At 63.8% G+C, this 17,850-nt stretch carries 15 protein-coding genes; 12 read left to right on the top strand and 3 right to left on the bottom strand.

Going from position 1 to position 17,850, the window contains the following annotated elements; all coding sequences use genetic code 11:
* Positions 1-87 precede the first annotated feature (87 nt).
* The 4 genes from pstS (at position 88) to pstB (ending at position 3,857) form a co-directional block, all read left to right on the top strand.
* The gene (gene pstS, locus J0L98_RS14910) at positions 88-1,128 is read left to right on the top strand and encodes a phosphate ABC transporter substrate-binding protein PstS (protein WP_296412557.1); all 1,041 of its coding nucleotides are present in this window, start codon (positions 88-90) and stop codon (positions 1,126-1,128) included.
* Between the two features lie 82 nt (positions 1,129-1,210).
* Positions 1,211-2,203 (top strand): phosphate ABC transporter permease PstC, encoded by a 993-nt coding sequence (pstC, locus tag J0L98_RS14905; RefSeq protein ID WP_296412556.1) that lies wholly within the window; start codon positions 1,211-1,213, stop codon positions 2,201-2,203.
* A gap of 4 nt (positions 2,204-2,207) precedes the next feature.
* Positions 2,208-3,050 carry a phosphate ABC transporter permease PstA gene (pstA, locus tag J0L98_RS14900; RefSeq protein ID WP_296412555.1) on the top strand — a complete coding sequence of 281 codons (843 nt, stop codon included), beginning with the start codon at positions 2,208-2,210 and terminating at the stop codon, positions 3,048-3,050.
* A gap of 12 nt (positions 3,051-3,062) precedes the next feature.
* Positions 3,063-3,857, top strand: coding sequence for a phosphate ABC transporter ATP-binding protein PstB (gene pstB, locus J0L98_RS14895; RefSeq protein ID WP_296412554.1), 795 nt, complete (start codon positions 3,063-3,065; stop codon positions 3,855-3,857).
* A gap of 199 nt (positions 3,858-4,056) precedes the next feature.
* Here the strand turns inward: pstB and J0L98_RS14890 are convergent, their stop codons facing one another.
* From J0L98_RS14890 to J0L98_RS14880, 3 genes are all read right to left on the bottom strand, one after another.
* Complete coding sequence (locus tag J0L98_RS14890; RefSeq protein ID WP_296403637.1) at positions 4,057-4,560, bottom strand: phasin family protein; 504 nt, start codon at positions 4,558-4,560, stop codon at positions 4,057-4,059.
* A 175-nt stretch (positions 4,561-4,735) separates the two neighbouring features.
* Positions 4,736-6,739, bottom strand: coding sequence for an acyl CoA:acetate/3-ketoacid CoA transferase (locus J0L98_RS14885; RefSeq protein WP_296412553.1), 2,004 nt, complete (start codon positions 6,737-6,739; stop codon positions 4,736-4,738).
* Between the two features lie 89 nt (positions 6,740-6,828).
* Positions 6,829-8,697, bottom strand: coding sequence for a sigma 54-interacting transcriptional regulator (locus J0L98_RS14880; RefSeq protein ID WP_365954855.1), 1,869 nt, complete (start codon positions 8,695-8,697; stop codon positions 6,829-6,831).
* Positions 8,698-9,349: 652 nt separating this feature from the next.
* Here J0L98_RS14880 and benA point away from each other — a divergent pair.
* The 8 genes from benA to J0L98_RS14840 form a co-directional block, all read left to right on the top strand.
* Complete coding sequence (gene benA / locus J0L98_RS14875; protein ID WP_365954860.1) at positions 9,350-10,669, top strand: benzoate 1,2-dioxygenase large subunit; 1,320 nt, start codon at positions 9,350-9,352, stop codon at positions 10,667-10,669.
* On the top strand, positions 10,669-11,154 hold the full coding sequence (benB, locus tag J0L98_RS14870; protein ID WP_296412551.1) for a benzoate 1,2-dioxygenase small subunit: 486 nt from the start codon (positions 10,669-10,671) through the stop codon (positions 11,152-11,154). Before benA ends, benB begins: the two co-directional genes overlap by 1 nt.
* A gap of 64 nt (positions 11,155-11,218) precedes the next feature.
* Complete coding sequence (gene benC / locus J0L98_RS14865) at positions 11,219-12,235, top strand: benzoate 1,2-dioxygenase electron transfer component BenC (RefSeq protein WP_296412550.1); 1,017 nt, start codon at positions 11,219-11,221, stop codon at positions 12,233-12,235.
* On the top strand, positions 12,232-13,017 hold the full coding sequence (locus J0L98_RS14860) for a 1,6-dihydroxycyclohexa-2,4-diene-1-carboxylate dehydrogenase (protein WP_296412549.1): 786 nt from the start codon (positions 12,232-12,234) through the stop codon (positions 13,015-13,017). Before benC ends, J0L98_RS14860 begins: the two co-directional genes overlap by 4 nt.
* Before the next feature lie 38 nt (positions 13,018-13,055).
* Positions 13,056-14,411 (top strand): MFS transporter, encoded by a 1,356-nt coding sequence (locus J0L98_RS14855; protein ID WP_296412548.1) that lies wholly within the window; start codon positions 13,056-13,058, stop codon positions 14,409-14,411.
* Between the two features lie 40 nt (positions 14,412-14,451).
* The gene (locus tag J0L98_RS14850; RefSeq protein WP_296412547.1) at positions 14,452-15,399 is read left to right on the top strand and encodes a catechol 2,3-dioxygenase; all 948 of its coding nucleotides are present in this window, start codon (positions 14,452-14,454) and stop codon (positions 15,397-15,399) included.
* 137 nt (positions 15,400-15,536) lie between these two features.
* Entirely contained in the window at positions 15,537-16,997 is a 1,461-nt protein-coding gene (locus tag J0L98_RS14845) for a 2-hydroxymuconic semialdehyde dehydrogenase (RefSeq protein WP_296412569.1), read from the top strand.
* Between the two features lie 174 nt (positions 16,998-17,171).
* Positions 17,172-17,850 (top strand): fumarylacetoacetate hydrolase family protein (locus J0L98_RS14840; protein ID WP_296412546.1); only part of this gene is annotated, 679 nt, incomplete at its 3' end.

The raw sequence follows: 17,850 nt of genomic DNA, 5'->3' as shown, positions 1-17,850 counted from the left end.
CTCCGGTGCTGTGATGAAAGCGGCAAATCGCCTTGCATTGGCGCCGCAATCCGCTTTTGTCCTTACCCCAAGTCTCAGGAGAATTTCATGCTGAAAGCCGTTTCCCGCTCCCTTATTGCTACCGCCGGTGTCGTTATGGCGACGTCCGCTCTGGCTTCCGACATCACCGGTGCGGGTGCTTCCTTTCCTGCTCCGATCTATTCCAAGTGGGCCGATGCCTACCACAAGGCCACGGGCAGCAAGGTGAATTACCAGTCCATCGGTTCGAGCGGCGGTATCAAGCAGATCAACGCCAAGACGGTGGATTTCGGCGCCTCCGACATGCCCCTGACTCCCGAGCAGCTTGAGAAGGATGGTCTGCAGCAGTTCCCGACCGTGATCGGCGGCGTTGTGCCCGTTGTGAACGTTCCTGGCGTGAAGCCGGGCGAGCTGAAGCTCACGGGTGAGATTCTTGCCAATATTTACCTGGGCAAGATCAACAAGTGGAACGATCCCGCCCTGGTTGCTCTCAACCCCGGCCTGAACCTGCCCGCGACTGACATCGGCGTGGTGCGCCGCGCAGATGGCTCCGGTACCACCTTCATCTTCACCAACTACCTCTCCAAGGTCAGCGCCGAGTGGAAGGAGAAGGTCAAGGAAGGCTCCGCCGTGCAGTGGCCCCTGGGTCTGGGTGGCAAGGGCAACGAAGGTGTGTCCGCCTTCGTCCAGAAGCTGCCGGGCGCCATCGGCTATGTGGAGTACGCCTACGCCAAGCAGAACAAGCTGACCTTCGCGTCGATGAAGAACAAGGATGGCAACTTCGTGCTGCCCGATGACGAGAACTTCAAGGCCGCTGCCGCTGGCGCTGACTGGAGCAAGAGCGCCTTCTACGAAATCCTGACCGACAAGCCGGGCAAGAGCAGCTGGCCCATCACCGGTGCCACCTTCGTGCTGATGCACAAGGTGCAGGACAAGCCGGCCCAGGCCGCCGAGGCGCTGCAGTTCTTCGACTGGGCTTACAAGAATGGCTCCAAGCTCGCGTCTGATCTGGACTATGTTCCGATGCCCGATGTCACCGTCAAGCTGATCCGTGCCTCTTGGGCTGGCATGAAGGACGCGTCCGGCAAGGCAGTCTATACCGCCAAGTAATCTCTCGACGCGCCGCGTCAGGAACCTGAGGCCGACAGAGGCGACTCGTCGGCCTCACCCATGAACAAACGGATCGAATTTCATGAACACTGAGGCCATTGACATGAACAGTCGGCAGGCTGATACCGCACCGCCGATACGCAAGCCGGTGAGTCAGGTGGGAGCAAAGATCTTCGGCGGCATCTCCATGCTGTTTGCCGTGCTCGCGCTGATGCTGCTCGCTGGAATCATCGTGGCGCTGACGGTGGAGTCCTGGCCCAGCATCAAGGCCTTCGGGCCGGGCTTCATATTCTCGTCGGAATGGAATCCGCCTGCCGAACGATTCGGTGCGCTCATTCCCATCTACGGCACCATCGTGTCGTCCATCATCGCCCTGGTGATCGCCGTTCCGGTCAGCTTCGGGATTGCCCTGTTCCTCACCGAGCTTTCCCCCCTGTGGTTGCGCCGTCCGCTCGGCACGGCCGTGGAGTTGCTCGCTGCCGTGCCTTCGATTGTGTTCGGCATGTGGGGTCTTCTGGTGTTTGCGCCGATTTTCGGTGAGTACATCCAGCCCGCACTGGCTGCGACCCTCGGTCAGCTTCCCTTTATCGGCACGCTCTTCTCGGGCCCCACAATGGGCATTGGCCTGCTGTGTGCCGGGATCATTCTCGCCATCATGATCATCCCTTACATTGCGTCGGTGATGCGTGATGTGTTCGAAGTCACTCCGGCCATGCTCAAGGAGTCCGGCTACGGTCTGGGCTGTACGACTTGGGAAGTGATGTGGCGCATCGTCCTGCCCTACACCAAGAATGGTGTGGTGGGAGGCATCATGCTGGGCCTTGGCCGTGCGCTGGGTGAAACCATGGCTGTCACGTTCGTCATCGGCAACACCAACTTTCTTTCAACGGCCTCGCTGTTTGCTCCTGGCAACAGTATCACCTCGGCACTCGCCAACGAATTCGCTGAAGCTGAGCGCGGGCTGCACACCTCAGCGCTGATGGAGCTCGGCCTGATCCTCTTCGTCATCACCCTGATTGTGCTGATCCTGTCGAAGCTGCTGCTGCTCCGCTTGTCCGCCAACGAAGGACGCTAATTCCATGGAACTCCTTGCCCGTCGAAAATTAACCAATCAGGTTGCCTTGACCCTGTCCCTGGCAGCCATGGTCTTCGGACTCTTCTGGCTTGCCTGGATCCTGGTGACTGTGCTCCAGTTGGGGATTGATGGCCTGTCCCTGTCGCTCTTCACGGAAATGACCCCGCCGCCCGGAGCTGAAAACGGTGGTCTGCTCAACGCCATCGTCGGCAGTCTGATCCTGGTTGGTCTCGGTACGCTGCTGGGTACGCCCATCGGCATCATGGCCGGTATCTACCTGGCCGAGTACGGTCGCTATACCTGGTTGGGTCGGGTGACCCGTTTCGTGAATGACCTTCTGCTGTCGGCACCCTCCATCGTCATCGGCTTGTTTGTCTATGCGGTCGTAGTCGCGACCACGGGCAAGTTCTCGGGGTGGTCGGGTGTCATTGCCCTGGCCCTGCTGGTGCTGCCCATCGTGATCCGGACCACCGAGAACATGTTGATGCTGGTTCCCGGGCCCTTGCGGGAAGCGGCTTTTGCCCTGGGCGCGCCCAAGCACATCGTGATCTACAAGGTTACGCTCCGTGCAGCCCGAAGCGGTGTCGTGACCGGCGTACTCCTGGCCGTTGCACGGATCGCCGGTGAGACTGCGCCGCTGCTCTTCACCGCGCTGTCCAATCAGTTCTGGAGCGTTGATCTCAACGAGCCGATGGCCAACCTTCCGGTTACGATCTTCAAGTTCGCCATGAGCCCCTTCGAGGACTGGCAGCGTCTGGCCTGGGCTGGTGTTCTGCTGATCACTCTGGGTGTCCTCGGACTCAACGTCATTGCCCGCGTGCTTTTCCGCGCTGAAAAACTCCATTAAACGAGCATCCCCATGCAAACTGCCACTCAATCCCATCAAGGTGTCATCACGGGTCAGGCGCAAGTCGCCTTCCGGAATTTCAACTTTTACTATGGCGAGTTCCTGGCGCTGAAGAACATCAACTTCGAGATGGAGAAGCAGAAGGTGACGGCCTTCATCGGGCCGTCCGGCTGCGGGAAGTCCACGCTGCTGCGCACCATCAACCGGATGTACGATCTTTACCCGAATCAGCGCGCCGAGGGTGAGATCCTCCTGAACAATCAGAATCTGCTTGACCCCAAGGTGGACGTGACTAGCCTTCGGGCGCGGGTCGGGATGGTGTTTCAGAAGCCCACGCCGTTTCCCATGTCCATTTTTGACAACATCGCCTTCGGCGTGGGGCTCCACGAGAAGTTGAGTCGTGCAGACATGGAAGAGCGGGTTCATTGGGCCCTGGTGAAGGCCGCCCTTTGGCCGGAGGTCAAGGACAAGCTCAACCAGAGCGGGATGAGTCTCTCGGGTGGTCAGCAGCAGCGTCTGTGCATTGCCCGTGGTATTGCCGTCAAGCCCGAGGTGCTCCTGCTGGACGAGCCGACGTCTGCGCTTGATCCGATCTCCACGTCGCGTATCGAGGAACTGGTGATCGAACTGAAGAACGATTTCACCATCGTGATCGTGACGCACAACATGCAACAGGCCGCCCGGATCTCGGATTACACCGCCTATATGTACCTTGGCGAGTTGATCGAGTACGGCGTGACTGACGAGTTGTTCCTGCGTCCCAAGAAGAAAGAAACCGAAGACTACATCACCGGCCGTTTCGGCTGACACCCGTCACCCGGAAGCCGCAGGGCTTCCGGGGCGGGCGGCGGATGCCTCGGGGGCATCGATCCGTTTCTGGATCGATGCCCTTTTTCCATTTCAAGCGGAGGCGTGGGGCAGGGCGCTGCCGGGGGGCGGAGAGGGGTGCCAAAAACGCAGACGGCGCCCGAAGGCGCCGTCTGTTGTTGCTACCGGATCGTGCCGATTACTTCTTCGGGGTGATCTTGGTGAAGGCCTGGAAGGCGTCGGCCGAAGCCTTGGTCATCTGCTCGTAGGCAGCACGGGCGGTGTCCATGGCAGCCTGGATGGAACCCAGGGCATTGTGGTCACCGATGGGCAGGCCCTTGAACAGCTTCTGGAAGGAGTCAACCACGTCCTGGCCGCCGCCGGTGAGTTGCTCCGTGACCATCTTGCCGACTTCGGCCTGGGTCTTGGAGGTGATCTCGGCGATTTCGCGGGCACAGGACAGCATCTTCTCGGTGGTGGCCTGGGCGTAAGCGGTGCGCAGGCTCAGGGCCTCGGCCGGATCCTTGACGCCGGAGAGCGCCTTGGCATTGGCCACGCCTTCTTCAAACAGGGACTTGGCGGTGCCCACCTGCAGTTCCATGATGCGCTGGGAGTTTTCGATAGAGAGCTGAGCGAGGCGCATGGCGGCCTCGAGGTTCTTTTTCTGGATCTCGTTGAATTGCTGTTCTTGCTTGGTCGCCATAGTTTTCTCCACACATTGTTGTTGAACAGTTAGAGACGCAGATCAATTCCCTCCCGCAGCCTCTTGCCAAAAACAATATCACACGCTCATGCACCGACAATGGGCGTTGCACAAAAAAATGGTGCTTTTGATAGATTATGTTGCACTGCAACAACAGATGTTGTTCCGACACCCGTCATTGGGGGTTCGAGATTCCCGCCCTGGCCTCTTCTGCCGAGTCGAAAATCCCCGGGGCGAGCTGACGGGCAGTCAGGGCGTTGCCGAGTTTTGCCCTCAGGAAGGTGTTGGTGGCGTAGCGGGTGACCTGGGTGTAGCGGCGTGCCATCAGCCCTTCGATCATATTGGCATAGAGCTCAATGAGGTCGTCCTGGATGTCGAAGCCGTGGTAGTTCACCACCGCGGGTACCTTGCGGCCGAGGGGCGCGAGGATGTCTTCGATGAGCGCGCGGATGTCTTCAATCTCGCTCGCCTTGCGCAGGCGCAGGTTTTCGAAGTCGATGAAGAAGATGTTTTGCATTGCATCGAAATGGAAGCGCGAGGCGAGGGGCGTCGTCACGATGGTGCCGCGCAGGCCCATGGGCTCATCCCGGAAGATGCGTGCATCCATTTCGCGTGGCGTGTCGCGAATGACGGGGGCGAAGCGCATGTGGGCAAGGATGTCCCGTTCGATGTCCACCCCCGGCGCCACCTCGATCAGCTCGACACCGTCGGAGGTCAGTTCGAACACACAGCGCTCGGTGACATACAGCACTGGCTGACGGCGGCGTAGCGCTTCCGGGCCACTGAAGGTGCGGTGTTCGACCTCCTGGACGAACTTCACTGCCTTGCCCTCGACAAGGATCTTCAGCTTGCCGTCGTCCAGGGCCACCTCCAGCCCGCCGGCGGTGAAGGTGCCGACGAAGACGACCTTCTTGGCGTTCTGGCTGATGTTGATGAAGCCGCCGGCGCCCGTGAGCTTGGGGCCAAACTTGGAGACGTTGAGGTTGCCCTGCATATCCGCCTGGGCGAGCCCCAGGAAGGCGATGTCGAGGCCGCCGCCGTCGTAGAAGTCGAACTGGCTGGGCTGGTCCACGATGGCTGCGGTATTGATAGCGGCACCGAAGTTCAGCCCGCCCTGGGGAATGCCACCGATCACGCCGGGCTCCGCGGTGAGGGTCATCAGGTCGATGACGCGCTCCTCGGCGGCTACCGCAGCAATCCCCTCCGGCATGCCAATGCCCAGATTCACCACCGCGTTGGGGGTGAGCTCCATGGCCGCACGGCGGGCGATGATCTTGCGCTCGCTCATCTTCATGGGTTCGAGGGAGCTCACCGGCACGCGGATCTCCCCGGAGAAGGCCGGGCTGTATTGTTCGAGGAAGGTCTGCATGTGCCACTCGGGCCTCTCGGCCACCACGATGCAATCCACCAGGATGCCGGGAATTTTCACCTGGCGCGGGTTGAGGGAGCCCGCCTCGGCGATGCGCTCGACCTGGGCGATGACAATACCGCCGCTGTTGCGCGCAGCCATGGCGATGGCCTGGCCTTCGAGGGTCAGGGCTTCCTTTTCCATGGTGATGTTGCCGTCGGGGTCGGCTGTAGTGCCGCGGATGATGCCGACGCTGATCGGGAAGGCCTTGTAGAAGAGGTACTCCTCGCCGTCGATTTCCATCACCCGCACCAGATCCTCGGTGGTGCGCGCATTCACCTTGCCGCCGCCGAAGCGGGGGTCGACGAAGGTGCCCAGGCCAACGCGGGTGAGGGTGCCTGGCTTGCCGGCGGCAATGTCCCGGTACAGGTGGGTGATGACCCCCTGGGGCAGGTTGTAGCCTTCGATGCGGTTCGCGACTGCCAGCTCCTGCAGGCGTGGCACCAGGCCCCAGTGTCCTCCGATCACACGCTTTACCAGCCCCTCGTGGCCCAGGTGGTTGAGGCCGCGGTCCTTGCCGTCGCCCTGGCCGGCGCCGTAGACGAGGGTCAGGCCCTCGGGCTGGCCCCGGCCGTGGGGGTCCTGTTCGCGGGTGTCGAGGAAGCGCTGTTCCAGCGCGATGGCGATGTTCTCGGGGAAACCGATGCCGACGAAACCGGTGGTGGCCACCGTGTCACCGGCGCGTATCAAGCGCACGGCGTCGGCTGCACTGACGATCTTTCCGGTGTTGCGGCCCTGGGGGCGCACGAACTGCTGGGTGTTGCGGGTCATGGCTTGCTCTCCTGTTGTGCCTCGCGCGAGCTTTCAACGATACCGAAAAGCCAGTTGGCCGTCATGGCGGCGAGGGAGGAGGCGGCGCTTTACTCCCCGTCGTTGATGATCCCCCGGCTCTTCAGGCGATACAGCATCTGCGGGCGGGTGATTCCGAGCAGGCGGGCCGCCGCCGCCACGTTGCCCTGGGCGCGCTCGATGGCGCGCTTGAGGAGCAGGGTCTCGATCTCGTCCAGGGAGACCTGGTCGCACTCGGCGTCCTCGTCGAGCAGCAGACTGTTGACGCCACGGCTGACCCGTTCCACTTCCCGCTCCTGGGTCAGGTCGGCGATAAAGGTGGACGGATCCACGGCGATGAGCTTGCCGTTCCGGTTGATGGCGAAGCGCTGCTCGGTAAAGCGCTCGCCGCTGGTGAACAGGTGCGGCGAGTCGATGGCGCCGTCTTCGGGGGCGAGGATCACGCCCCGCTCGATCACGTTCTCCATCTCCCGGATGTTGCCCGGCCAGTCGTAGGACAGCATGGCGTCCACCGCCCGCTGGGTGAAGCCGGTCTGGCGGCGCTCGTGGCGGGCGTTGAACTTGTTGAGGAAGTGATTCATCAGCAGGGGGATGTCTTCCCGCCGTTCGCGCAGGGGAATGATGCGTACCGGGAAGACGTTGAGACGGAAGAACAGGTCTTCGCGGAAACGCCCGGCCTTCACCTCGTCGCGCAGGTCCACGTTGGTGGCGGCGATCACCCGCACGTCCACCTTGCGGGTCTGGGAGTCGCCCAAGCGTTCGATCTCGCCCTCTTGCAGGGCGCGCAGCAGCTTGCCCTGGGCGCTGGCGGTGAGGGTGCCGATCTCGTCCAGAAACAGGGTGCCGCCGTTGGCCCGCTCGAAGCGGCCGAGGCGGCTCTGCAGGGCGCCGGTGAAGGCGCCGCGCTCAACCCCGAAGAGCTCCGACTCGATCAGCTGCTCCGGGATGGCTGCACAGTTGACCGCCACGAAGGGCTTGTCCGCCCGGCTGCCGAGGCGGTGCAGGGTGCGCGAGAACACCTCCTTGCCGACGCCGCTCTCTCCAAGAAAGAGCACCGTGGCCCGGGTCGGCGCAACCTTGCGCACCAGGTGCATCACCGCCTTGAAGCTCGGCGAGATGCCCACCGGCATGTCCGGCTGCGGGCTCTCGCCACGAGGCAGGATCAGCTCGCAGCTGGGGCGGGGGGCCAGGGGCTGACCACTGGGGCGCAGGGAGTCGGCCAGGATGAAGTGCAGATCCTGGGCCGCATCGGGGCCCCATTCGTCGACGGGCTTGCCGACGATGCGGCAGATCTGATGGCCCATGGACTGGCACTCCACCTCCCGGTACAGGATCTGACGTCCCATGAACTCGGTGGAGTATCCCGAGGCGTAGCCGATCTGCATCCAGCAGGCCGGCTCCGTACCGATGGAGAAGTGGCGGATGTGCTCCTCGTCTTCCACCGGGCTGGACCACAGGAACTCCCCGTAGTGGGTGCCCTCTTCCAAATCGCACTCCATGCGCACCGCCTGGGACATGCCGATGCCTTCGAGGCAGTGCATCTGGGGGCCCACCGCGAACATGTCCTGAATGGAGTACCGGGAGCGGATCTTGCGGGCCAGGCGGGCGTCGCTCACCCCGGCGTGGTAGCCCATCCGCGTCATGAAGCCGCGGGCCACATCCATGCCCAGGTTGTCGATCATCTCTTTGCGCAGCATGCCAAGGGCCGAGGCGTGGACCAGCAGCATGCGCTGGTCGTCCAGCCAGATCCGCCCGTCGTTGGTGGAAAAGTGCAGGCGTCCCATCAGGTCGGCCAGCTCGGGGAAGGGGACCCTGTCGTCCCCATCGTCCTTGTTGTCCTCCAGGGGGTCAGGGGAGAGGAGGGGACGGCGCTCGGCCGTGGCCCGGGGGGCGCGGCTGCCGGCCTTCATGGCCGGGCCTCGCGGGCGTGGTGTGTGCACGTTCTCGTCATGTCTCGTTCCATCTCTCTGGCGTCGTTGTTCCGGCTGCCGCACCTGGCTTGGCGCAGACAGTGAATGCAATGGTGCACTCGGTCCGCCGGATTGAATACACCCAATGAAGCATTTGGTTTGTTTATTGCTCGATAAGGTATTTTGTTGCATTGCAGCGAAATTCTATACAAATCTCGAGATAAATTCCGATTCCCGCATGAACACTGGCCTCGCGCACGGTCGGCATTTTCCGGCCCCGGGAGGTGGCACGCTTTCTGCTGAATGCCCTGCAAGCAGGCGGGAAATGCACCGGATGCGCCAGGGACTCCAGGGCGCTTCGCTTCTCCGCCGAAGGACACGGACCGCGCCCTCATCGGGGCCGGCCAGCAGAACGGAGACACCCGCCATGGGCCAGCAAATCAATCACCTCCCCGGTCCGCCCTAGCGCGGACCTTTGGCCGGCACCCCCGCCGGCCTCTTTTATTCCCTGCAGACCGATCTCCCGCTAGGCGCTCCTGCACCCGGCAAGGGCCCGGTCATGCCTGAAAGAAGTGTAAGCCACCGCCCCCGGGCACAACCCTTGAAACCTGACCTGAAAGAGGAGATGAGCGTGACCCAGATCCGCCAAGACCAGTGCAGCACTCTCGACAAGCTCGATGCGATGCTTGAAGAGGATCCCGTCAATCACACCTATCGCCTGGACCGGGCCGCGTTCACCGACGAGGAACTGTTCGAGCTGGAGATGAAGCACATCTTCGAGGGCAACTGGATCTACCTGGCCCACGAGAGCCAGATCCCGAAGGAGAACGACTACTTCACCGTGCACATGGGGCGTCAGCCGGTGATGATCACCCGGGACAAGACCGGTACCCTGCACGCCCACCTGAACACCTGCACCCACCGGGGCGCCCAGTTGGCGCGCCACAAGAAGGGCAACAAATCCAGCTTCACCTGCCCCTTCCATGGATGGACGTTCAGCAACGCCGGCAAGCTCCTCAAGGTCAAGGACCAGACCCCCGACGCCGGCTACCCGGAAGGCTTCAACTGCAAGGGCAGCCACGACCTGGTCAAGGTGGCCCGCTTCGAGAGCTACAAGGGCTTCCTGTTCGGCAGCCTCAACCCCGACGTGCTGCCCCTGAACGAGCACTTGGGCGAAGCCGCCAAGATCATCGACATGATCGTCGATCAGGCTCCCGACGGCATCGAGGTGCTGCGCGGTTCCGGCTCCTATGTGTTCGACGCCAACTGGAAGCTGCAGGCCGAGAACGGCGCCGACGGCTACCACGTGACCGCGGTGCACTGGAACTACGCCGCCACCCAGGGCCGCCGTACCGCCGACGGCAAGGTGGACACCATCAAGGCCATGAGCGCCGGCGGCTGGGCGCGCAAGGGCGGCGGCTTCTACTCCTTCAAGCACGGCCACATGCTGTTGTGGACCAACTGGGCCAACCCGGAAGACCGCCCCCTGTGGTCCAAGCGTGACGAATGGGTCGACAAGTTCGGCGAGGCCAAGGCCGACTGGATGCTGGGTAAGTCCCGCAACCTGTGCCTCTACCCCAACGTGTATCTGATGGACCAGTTCAGCTCCCAGATCCGCGTGCTGCGCCCCATCTCGGTGGACAAGACCGAGGCCACCATCTACTGCATCGCTCCCAAGGGCGAAGCCCCCGAAGCCCGTGCCCGCCGCCTGCGCCAGTACGAGGACTTCTTCAACGCCACCGGCATGGCCACCCCCGACGACCTGGAAGAGTTCCGCTCCTGCCAGCAGGGCTTCAACGCCCGCGCCGTCAAGTGGAACGACATGTGCCGCGGCGCCACCCACTGGGTCCAGGGCGCCGATGAGAACGCGAAGGTGATCGGCCTCGCGCCGGAGCTGAGCGGCCTCAAGACCGAAGACGAAGGCCTGTACGTGGTCCAGCACCAGTACTGGCTCGAAGCCATGAAAAAGGCCGCCGAGGCCGAACAGAAGGGAGCCCTGTGATGTTGTCCTACGAAGCCATTCAAACCTTCCTGTACCAGGAAGCCCGTGCCCTCGATGAACGCCGCTGGAACGACTGGCTGGCCTTCTACGCCGAGGATGTGGAGTTCTGGATGCCGTCCTGGGATGACGACGACACCCTGACCACCGACCCGAACAACGAAGTCTCGCTGATCTACTACGCCTGCAAGCAGGGCCTGGAAGACCGGGTCTTCCGCATCGAGACCGAGCGCTCCAGCGCCACCATCCCCGACACCCGCACCGGCCACGCCATCAGCAACGTGGAAGTGCTGTCCCGGGAGGAGGGCGAGATCCGCGTGCGCTTCAACTGGACCACCCACAGCTTCCGCTACGACGTCGTGGACACCTACTTCGGCACCTCCGAATACACCCTCGACGTGCGTGGCCCCCAGCCGCTGATCACGCGCAAGTACGTGGTCCTGAAGAACGACCACATCCATCACGTGCTGGATATCTACCACATCTGATGAGCCTGGCCCGCCCGCCGGGGCGGGCCGGACAGACCGCAAAAACAACAGAGGGGACAAGACCATGACCTACAACATCGCGCTGCAGTTTGAAGACGGGGTGACCCGCATGATTCCCTGCGAAGCCGACGAACTCGTGTCCGAAGCGGCCTTTCGGGCCAAGATCAACATTCCGCTGGACTGCCGCGACGGCGCCTGCGGCACCTGCAAGTGCCACTGCGAGAGCGGCACCTACACCCAGGGCGTGTATATCGACGACGCCCTGACCGAGGAAGAGGCCCGCCAGGGCTACCTCCTCACTTGCCAGACCCGCCCGCAGTCCGACTGCGTGATCCGGGTGCCGGCCTCGTCCGCCGCCTGCAAGACCGCCGTGGCCAGCCACACCGGCGTGCTCGGTGAGATCGACCGGGCCTCGGCGACCACCGTGTCCTTCAGCCTGACGGCTGACAAGCCCGTGTCCTTCCTGCCCGGCCAGTATGTGAACCTGACGGTGCCGGGCACCGCCGAGACCCGCGCCTACTCCTTCAGCTCCGCCCCCAACCAGGCCGGTCTGTCCTTCCTGATCCGCGATGTACCGGGTGGGCTGATGAGCAGCTTCATGCGCAACACCGCCCAGGCCGGCGACAGCATGCAATTTACCGGCCCCTACGGCAGCTTCTACCTGCGTCCCGTGGAAGGCCCGGTGCTGATGCTGGCCGGCGGCACCGGCCTGGCGCCATTCCTGTCGATGCTGCGCTGGCTGCAGACCCATCCGGTGAATCAGCCTATCCGCCTGGCCTATGGCGTCAACTGCAACGCCGACCTGGTCGAGCTGGCCACCCTGGAGGCCCTCAAGGCCGCGCTGCCCGACTTCGACTACTTCACCTGCGTGGTGGACCCGGCCAGCGGCCATCCGCGCCTGGGTTATGTCACCGACCACCTCTCCGCCGACGACCTGCACGGCGGCCAGGCCGACGTCTATGTGTGCGGCCCGCCGCCCATGGTCGAAGGCGTGCGCCGGTGGATGGCCGGCGTGGGCGTCGCGCCTGCCCATTTCTATTTCGAGAAGTTCTCCGCAGCCAGCGAAGGAGTCGCAGCATGAGCCGTTCCGAGCGTTTCAAGGGCAAGGCCGTCATCGTCACCGGTGCCGCCCAGGGTATCGGCCAGGGCGTGGCCGTGCAGGTGGCCGCCGAGGGTGGCCGGGTGCTGGCGGTGGACCGCTCGCCGCTGGTGGAGGAGGTGGTCGCCGGCATCGTCGCAGCCGGCGGCACTGCCTTCGCCATCCAGGCCGACCTGGAGACCTTTGCCGGCGCCAAGGCCGTGGCCGCAGAGGCCCTGGCCCGCTTTGGCCGCATTGATGTGCTGATCAACAACGTGGGCGGCACCATCTGGGCCAAGCCCTTCGAGCACTACGAGGAAGCCCAGATCGAAGCGGAGATCCGCCGCTCCCTGTTCCCCACCCTGTGGTGCTGCCGCGCCGTGCTGCCGGCCATGCTGGAACAGCAGCAGGGCGTGATCGTGAATGTCTCCTCCATCGCCACCCGCGGCGTGCATCGGGTGCCCTATTCGGCGGCCAAGGGCGGTATCAACGCGCTCACCGCGTCCATCGCCATGGAGCACAGCCGCAACGGCATCCGCATCAACGCTACCGCCCCGGGCGGCACCGAGGCGCCGCCCCGGCGCATCCCCCGCAACGCCGTGCCGCCCACCGCACAGGAGCAGGCCTGGTACCAGGGCGTCATCGACCAGACCCTCGACTCGAGCCTGATGCACCGCTACGGGACCATCGCCGAGCAGGTCGCCCCGATTCTCTTCTTCGCCTCCGACGAGTCCTCCTACATCACCGGCAGCGTGCTGCCGGTGGGTGGCGGCGACCTCGGCTGAACACCCCGGCAGCCCCCACAAATACAACGGAGACATTCATGAAAACCATCGACATCCATGACATGGCGGACCACGCCGGTTACAACCGCTTCCACTTCGGCGTGCTGTTCTGGTGTGCGCTAATCATCATTTTTGACGGCTATGACCTGGCCGTGGCCGGCATTGCCCTGCCTTCCATCATGAAGGAGATGGGCGTCTCGGCCACCAACGCCGGCTTCATGGTCAGCTCGGCCCTGTTCGGCATGATGTTCGGCGCCATCTTCCTCGGCACCCTGGCCGACCGCATCGGGCGCAAATGGACCATCGTCGTCTGCATCACCCTGTTCAGCCTGTTTACTGCCGCGGCGGGCATGACCTCCGATCCGGTGGCCTTCAGCGTCACCCGCTTCCTCGCCGGCCTGGGCATCGGCGGCGTGATGCCGGCGGTGGTGGCCCACATGACCGAGTATTCGCCACGGCGGATGCGCTCCACCCTGACCACGCTGATGTTCAGTGGCTACTCGGTGGGCGGCATGCTGGCAGCGGTGCTGGGCAAGGGGCTGATCGAGGCCCATGGCTGGCAGTCGGTGTTCCTGGCCGCAGCCACGCCGGTGGTGCTGATCCCGGTGATCCTCAAGGCCCTGCCCGAGTCCATGCCCTACCTGCTCAAGCGCGGCCGCATCGATGAGCTGAAGGCCATCCTCCAGTGCATCGACCCGTCCTACCAGCCGTCCGCCGATGACCACTTCGAGCTGCACGCCCACCACAAGGCCCACGGCGCCCCCATCGGCAAGCTGTTCCAGGAAGGGCGGGGCTTCTCCACGGCGATGTTCTGGGTGGCCTTCTTCATGTGCCTGTTCATGGTGTACGCCCTCAGCTCCTGGCTCACCAAGCTGATGGCCGCTGCCGGCTACAGCCTGGGCTCGGCCCTGACCTTCGTGCTGGTGCTCAACTTCGGGGCCATGATCGGTGCCATCGGTGGTGGCTGGCTGGCGGACCGCTTCCACATCAAGCATGTGCTGATCGGCTTCTACGCCACCGCCGCCGTATCCATCACCCTGCTGGGCTTCAAGGTGCCCACCGAGCTGCTGTTCCTGCTGGTGGGCCTGGCTGGCGCCACCACCATCGGCACCCAGATCCTCACCTACGCTTACGTGGGCCAGTTCTACCCGATGGCGGTGCGCTCCACCGGCATCGGCTGGGCTTCGGGAGTGGGGCGCAGCGGCGCCATCCTGGCCCCCATCGTCATCGGCACTCTGGTGGGCATGGCGCTCCCGCTGGAGCAGAACTTCATGGCCATCGCCATCCCGGCGGTCATCGCCACCGTGGCGGTGTCCCTCATCGACCACAAACGCTCCGCCTCGGCCATCGCCGTGACGAAGCAGGGCCAGGCCAAGGTCGCCGCCCAGAGCTGACCCCGGCCCACCCGTACCCCCAAAACAAGGAGAGATTCAAATGGCACTTACAGGAGTCCTGCGCCCCGGCCATGTGTCGCTGCGCGTCCTCGAACTGGAACCGGCCCTCAAGCACTACAAGGATGTGATGGGCCTCATCGAAACCGCCCGGGACGCGCAAGGCCGCGTCTACCTGAAGGCCTGGGACGAGCACGACCACCACAGCATCGTGCTGCGCGAAGCCGACTCCGCCGGCCTGGATTACATGGCCTGGAAGGTGGATTCGGACACCACCCTCCGGCGCCTCGCCGCCGATCTGGAAGCCTGCGGCCTGTGCGCCGACCTGGCCTGGATCCCGGCCGGCGAGCACCCGGGCACCGGCGAGCGCTTCCGCTTCACCGTCCCCACCGGCCACGTGATGGAGCTGTATGCCGACAAGAGCCGGCTTGGCAACAACTGCGGCACCGACGGCCCCGACATCAACCCCAACCCCTGGCCCGACGGCCTGGTGGGCATCTCCCCGTCGCGCTTCGACCACTGCCTGCTGTATGGCGACGATCTGGACGGCACGGTGAAGGTATTCACCGAGGTGCTGGGCTTCTACATCACCGAGAAGGTGGTGCTGAAGGACAAGCCGGACTTCATGATCGGCACCTTCCTGACCTGCTCCAACAAGGCCCACGACGTGGCCTTCATCCGCCAGCCGGTGAAGGGCAAGCTGCATCACGTGTCCTTCGAGCTGGGCAGCTGGGAGAAGGTGCTGCATGCCGGGGATGTGCTGTCCCGTACCCGCACCTCCATCGACCTGGGGCCGACCCGCCACGGGATCACCCGCGGCGAGACGATCTACTTCTTCGACCCCTCCGGCAACCGCAACGAGGTGTTCTCCGGCGGCTACATCGCCTACCCGGACAAGCCGGTGATCACCTGGTACGACGAGACCCTCGGCCCGGCGATCTTCTATCACGACCGTAAGCTCAATGAAGCCTTTCTGAGCGTCTTCACCTGACAGAAAATTCGATGAATAAAAATATCGAGATTTTAAAAAAATATCGCTAAAATAGAATTCATCCCAGCGGGCCGCCGATGTGCATGCCCGGGGCACGCATCGGCCGGCCGGCCGCCACCCTACACAGTGAGCACGACATGAAAGACTTCAAGAACTTCATCAACGGCGAATACGTCACCAACGTCAGTGGCAAGACCTACGAGAACCGCAACCCGGTGGACAACTCCCTGATCGGCCTGGTTTACGAGGCCGGCAAGCCCGAAGTGGATGCCGCCGTGGCTGCCGCCAAGGCGGCCCTGCACGGCCCCTGGGGCAAGCTCTCGGTGGTTGAACGCTGTGCCATGCTCGACGCCATCGTCGCCGAGATCAACCACCGCTTCGACGACTTCCTGCAGGCCGAGATCGCCGACACGGGCAAGCCCGCCCACCTGGCCTCGCACATCGACATTCCGCGGGGCGCGGCAAATTTCAAGATCTTCACCGACACCATCAAGAACGTCTCCACCGAGTCCTTCGAGATGCGCACCCCCGACGGCAAGACCGCCCGCAGCTACGGCGTGCGCACGCCGCGCGGCGTGATCGCCGTGATCAGCCCGTGGAACCTGCCCCTGCTGCTGATGACCTGGAAGGTCGGCCCGGCCCTGGCCTGCGGCAACACCGTGGTGGTCAAGCCCTCCGAAGTCACCCCGGCCACCGCCACCCTGCTGGGCGAGGTGATGAACAAGGTCGGCGTGCCCCCCGGCGTGTACAACGTGATCAACGGCTTCGGCGTGGATTCCGCCGGTGCCCTGCTGACTGCCCACCCGGACGTCAGCGGCATCACCTTCACCGGCGAGACCAAGACAGGCACCGCCATCATGAAGGCGGGTGCGGATGGCATCCGCCCGGTGTCCCTGGAACTGGGCGGCAAGAACGCCGCGGTGGTGTTTGCCGACTGTGACTTCGAGAACGCAGTGAACACCGTCACCCGCTCGGTCTTCGAGAACTGTGGCCAGGTCTGCCTGGGCACCGAGCGCGTCTACGTGGAGCGCCCGATCTTCGAGAAGTTCGTCAACGCCCTGAAAACCAAGGCAGAAGGCATGAAGCCCGGCCGCCCCTTCGACGAAGACACGAAGATCGGCCCCCTGGTCAGCAAGGTGCACCAGAAGAAGGTGCTCTCCTATTATCAGAAAGCCCGGGAGGAGGGCGCCACCATCGTCACCGGCGGCGGCGTGCCCGACATGCCGGACGATCTCAAGGATGGCTGCTGGGTCGAACCCACCATCTGGACCGGCCTGCCCGAAACCGCTTCGGTCGTGCGCGAGGAGATCTTTGGGCCGTGCTGCCACATCCAGCCCTTCGACACTGAAGAAGAAGCCGTGCGCATGGCCAATGACACCAAGTATGGCCTGGCCACCTCCATCTACACCCAGGACATCAGCCGCGCCAGCCGTGTCGCCGGCCAGATTGAAGTGGGTCTGTGCTGGGTCAACAGCTGGTTCCTGCGCGACCTGCGTACCCCCTTCGGTGGTTCCAAGCAGTCCGGTATCGGTCGCGAGGGGGGCCTGCACTCCCTCGAGTTCTACACCGAGCTGCGCAACGTGATGATCAAGTACTAAACTGCCGCCGGCCAGGCTCAGCCTGGCCCTTGTCCTTCATCCATGACAGCGGAGTGTCCGCCTGTCATGGGGTGGCAGCGACACTGTTCCTCCCGGCGCCCTCCCCAGGGCGCCCGCCGGCCCCGATCCCTCCCCCGGGGCCGGCACCCCACTTTGCCTAGATACGGAAGAACCATGGACCAGACTAAGATCGAACATTACGGCGACGAGCTGTACAACGCCCTCATCACCCGCAAGGCGGTGGCCCCGCTGACCGACCGGGAGCCCGACATCACCATCGAGGACGCCTACCGCATCCAGCTGCGCATGATCCAGCGCCGCGTCGACGCTGGCGAGACCATCATCGGCAAGAAGATCGGCGTGACCAGCAAGGTGGTCATGGACATGCTCAAGGTCAACCAGCCCGATTTCGGGCAGATGACCTCCGGCATGGTCTTCAGCGAAGGCGAAGCGATCCGCGTCGACAGCATGATCGCCCCCCGCGCCGAAGCCGAAGTCGCCTTCATCCTCAAGCGCGACCTGGAAGGCCCCGGTGTCACCCCGGCCGACGTGCTGCGCGCGACCGAGTGTGTCGTGCCCTGCTTCGAGATCGTCGACTCCCGCATCCAGGACTGGAAGATCAAGATCCAGGATACGGTGGCCGACAACGCCTCCTGTGGTGTGCTGACCCTCGGCGGTGTGCGCCGCAGCCCCCGCGACCTCGACCTGGCCCTGGCCGGCATGGTCCTCGAGAAGAACGGCGAGGTCATCAGCACCTCCACCGGCGCCGCCGTGCAGGGCTCCCCGGTGAATGCCGTGGCCTGGCTGGCCAACACCCTGGGCCGCCTGGGCATCGGCCTCAAGGCGGGCGAGG

The organism is Zoogloea sp. (genome assembly GCF_017302315.1).
Classification (GTDB): domain Bacteria; phylum Pseudomonadota; class Gammaproteobacteria; order Burkholderiales; family Rhodocyclaceae; genus Zoogloea.
This window is presented reverse-complemented; position numbering and strand designations above follow the sequence as displayed.

Bases quoted from the DNA above. Each gene is read 5' to 3' on its own strand.
- pstC (WP_296412556.1), top strand. From the start codon at position 1,211: ATGAACACTGAGGCCATTGACATGAACAGTCGGCAGGCTGATACCGCA.
- J0L98_RS14855 (WP_296412548.1), top strand. From the start codon at position 13,056: ATGAAAACCATCGACATCCATGACATGGCGGACCACGCCGGTTACAAC.
- pstA (WP_296412555.1), top strand. From the start codon at position 2,208: ATGGAACTCCTTGCCCGTCGAAAATTAACCAATCAGGTTGCCTTGACC.
- J0L98_RS14885 (WP_296412553.1), bottom strand. From the start codon at position 6,739: ATGACCCGCAACACCCAGCAGTTCGTGCGCCCCCAGGGCCGCAACACC.
- J0L98_RS14845 (WP_296412569.1), top strand. From the start codon at position 15,537: ATGAAAGACTTCAAGAACTTCATCAACGGCGAATACGTCACCAACGTC.
- pstS (WP_296412557.1), top strand. From the start codon at position 88: ATGCTGAAAGCCGTTTCCCGCTCCCTTATTGCTACCGCCGGTGTCGTT.
- J0L98_RS14860 (WP_296412549.1), top strand. From the start codon at position 12,232: ATGAGCCGTTCCGAGCGTTTCAAGGGCAAGGCCGTCATCGTCACCGGT.
- J0L98_RS14890 (WP_296403637.1), bottom strand. From the start codon at position 4,560: ATGGCGACCAAGCAAGAACAGCAATTCAACGAGATCCAGAAAAAGAAC.
- J0L98_RS14850 (WP_296412547.1), top strand. From the start codon at position 14,452: ATGGCACTTACAGGAGTCCTGCGCCCCGGCCATGTGTCGCTGCGCGTC.
- pstB (WP_296412554.1), top strand. From the start codon at position 3,063: ATGCAAACTGCCACTCAATCCCATCAAGGTGTCATCACGGGTCAGGCG.
- benC (WP_296412550.1), top strand. From the start codon at position 11,219: ATGACCTACAACATCGCGCTGCAGTTTGAAGACGGGGTGACCCGCATG.
- benA (WP_365954860.1), top strand. From the start codon at position 9,350: ATGCTTGAAGAGGATCCCGTCAATCACACCTATCGCCTGGACCGGGCC.
- benB (WP_296412551.1), top strand. From the start codon at position 10,669: ATGTTGTCCTACGAAGCCATTCAAACCTTCCTGTACCAGGAAGCCCGT.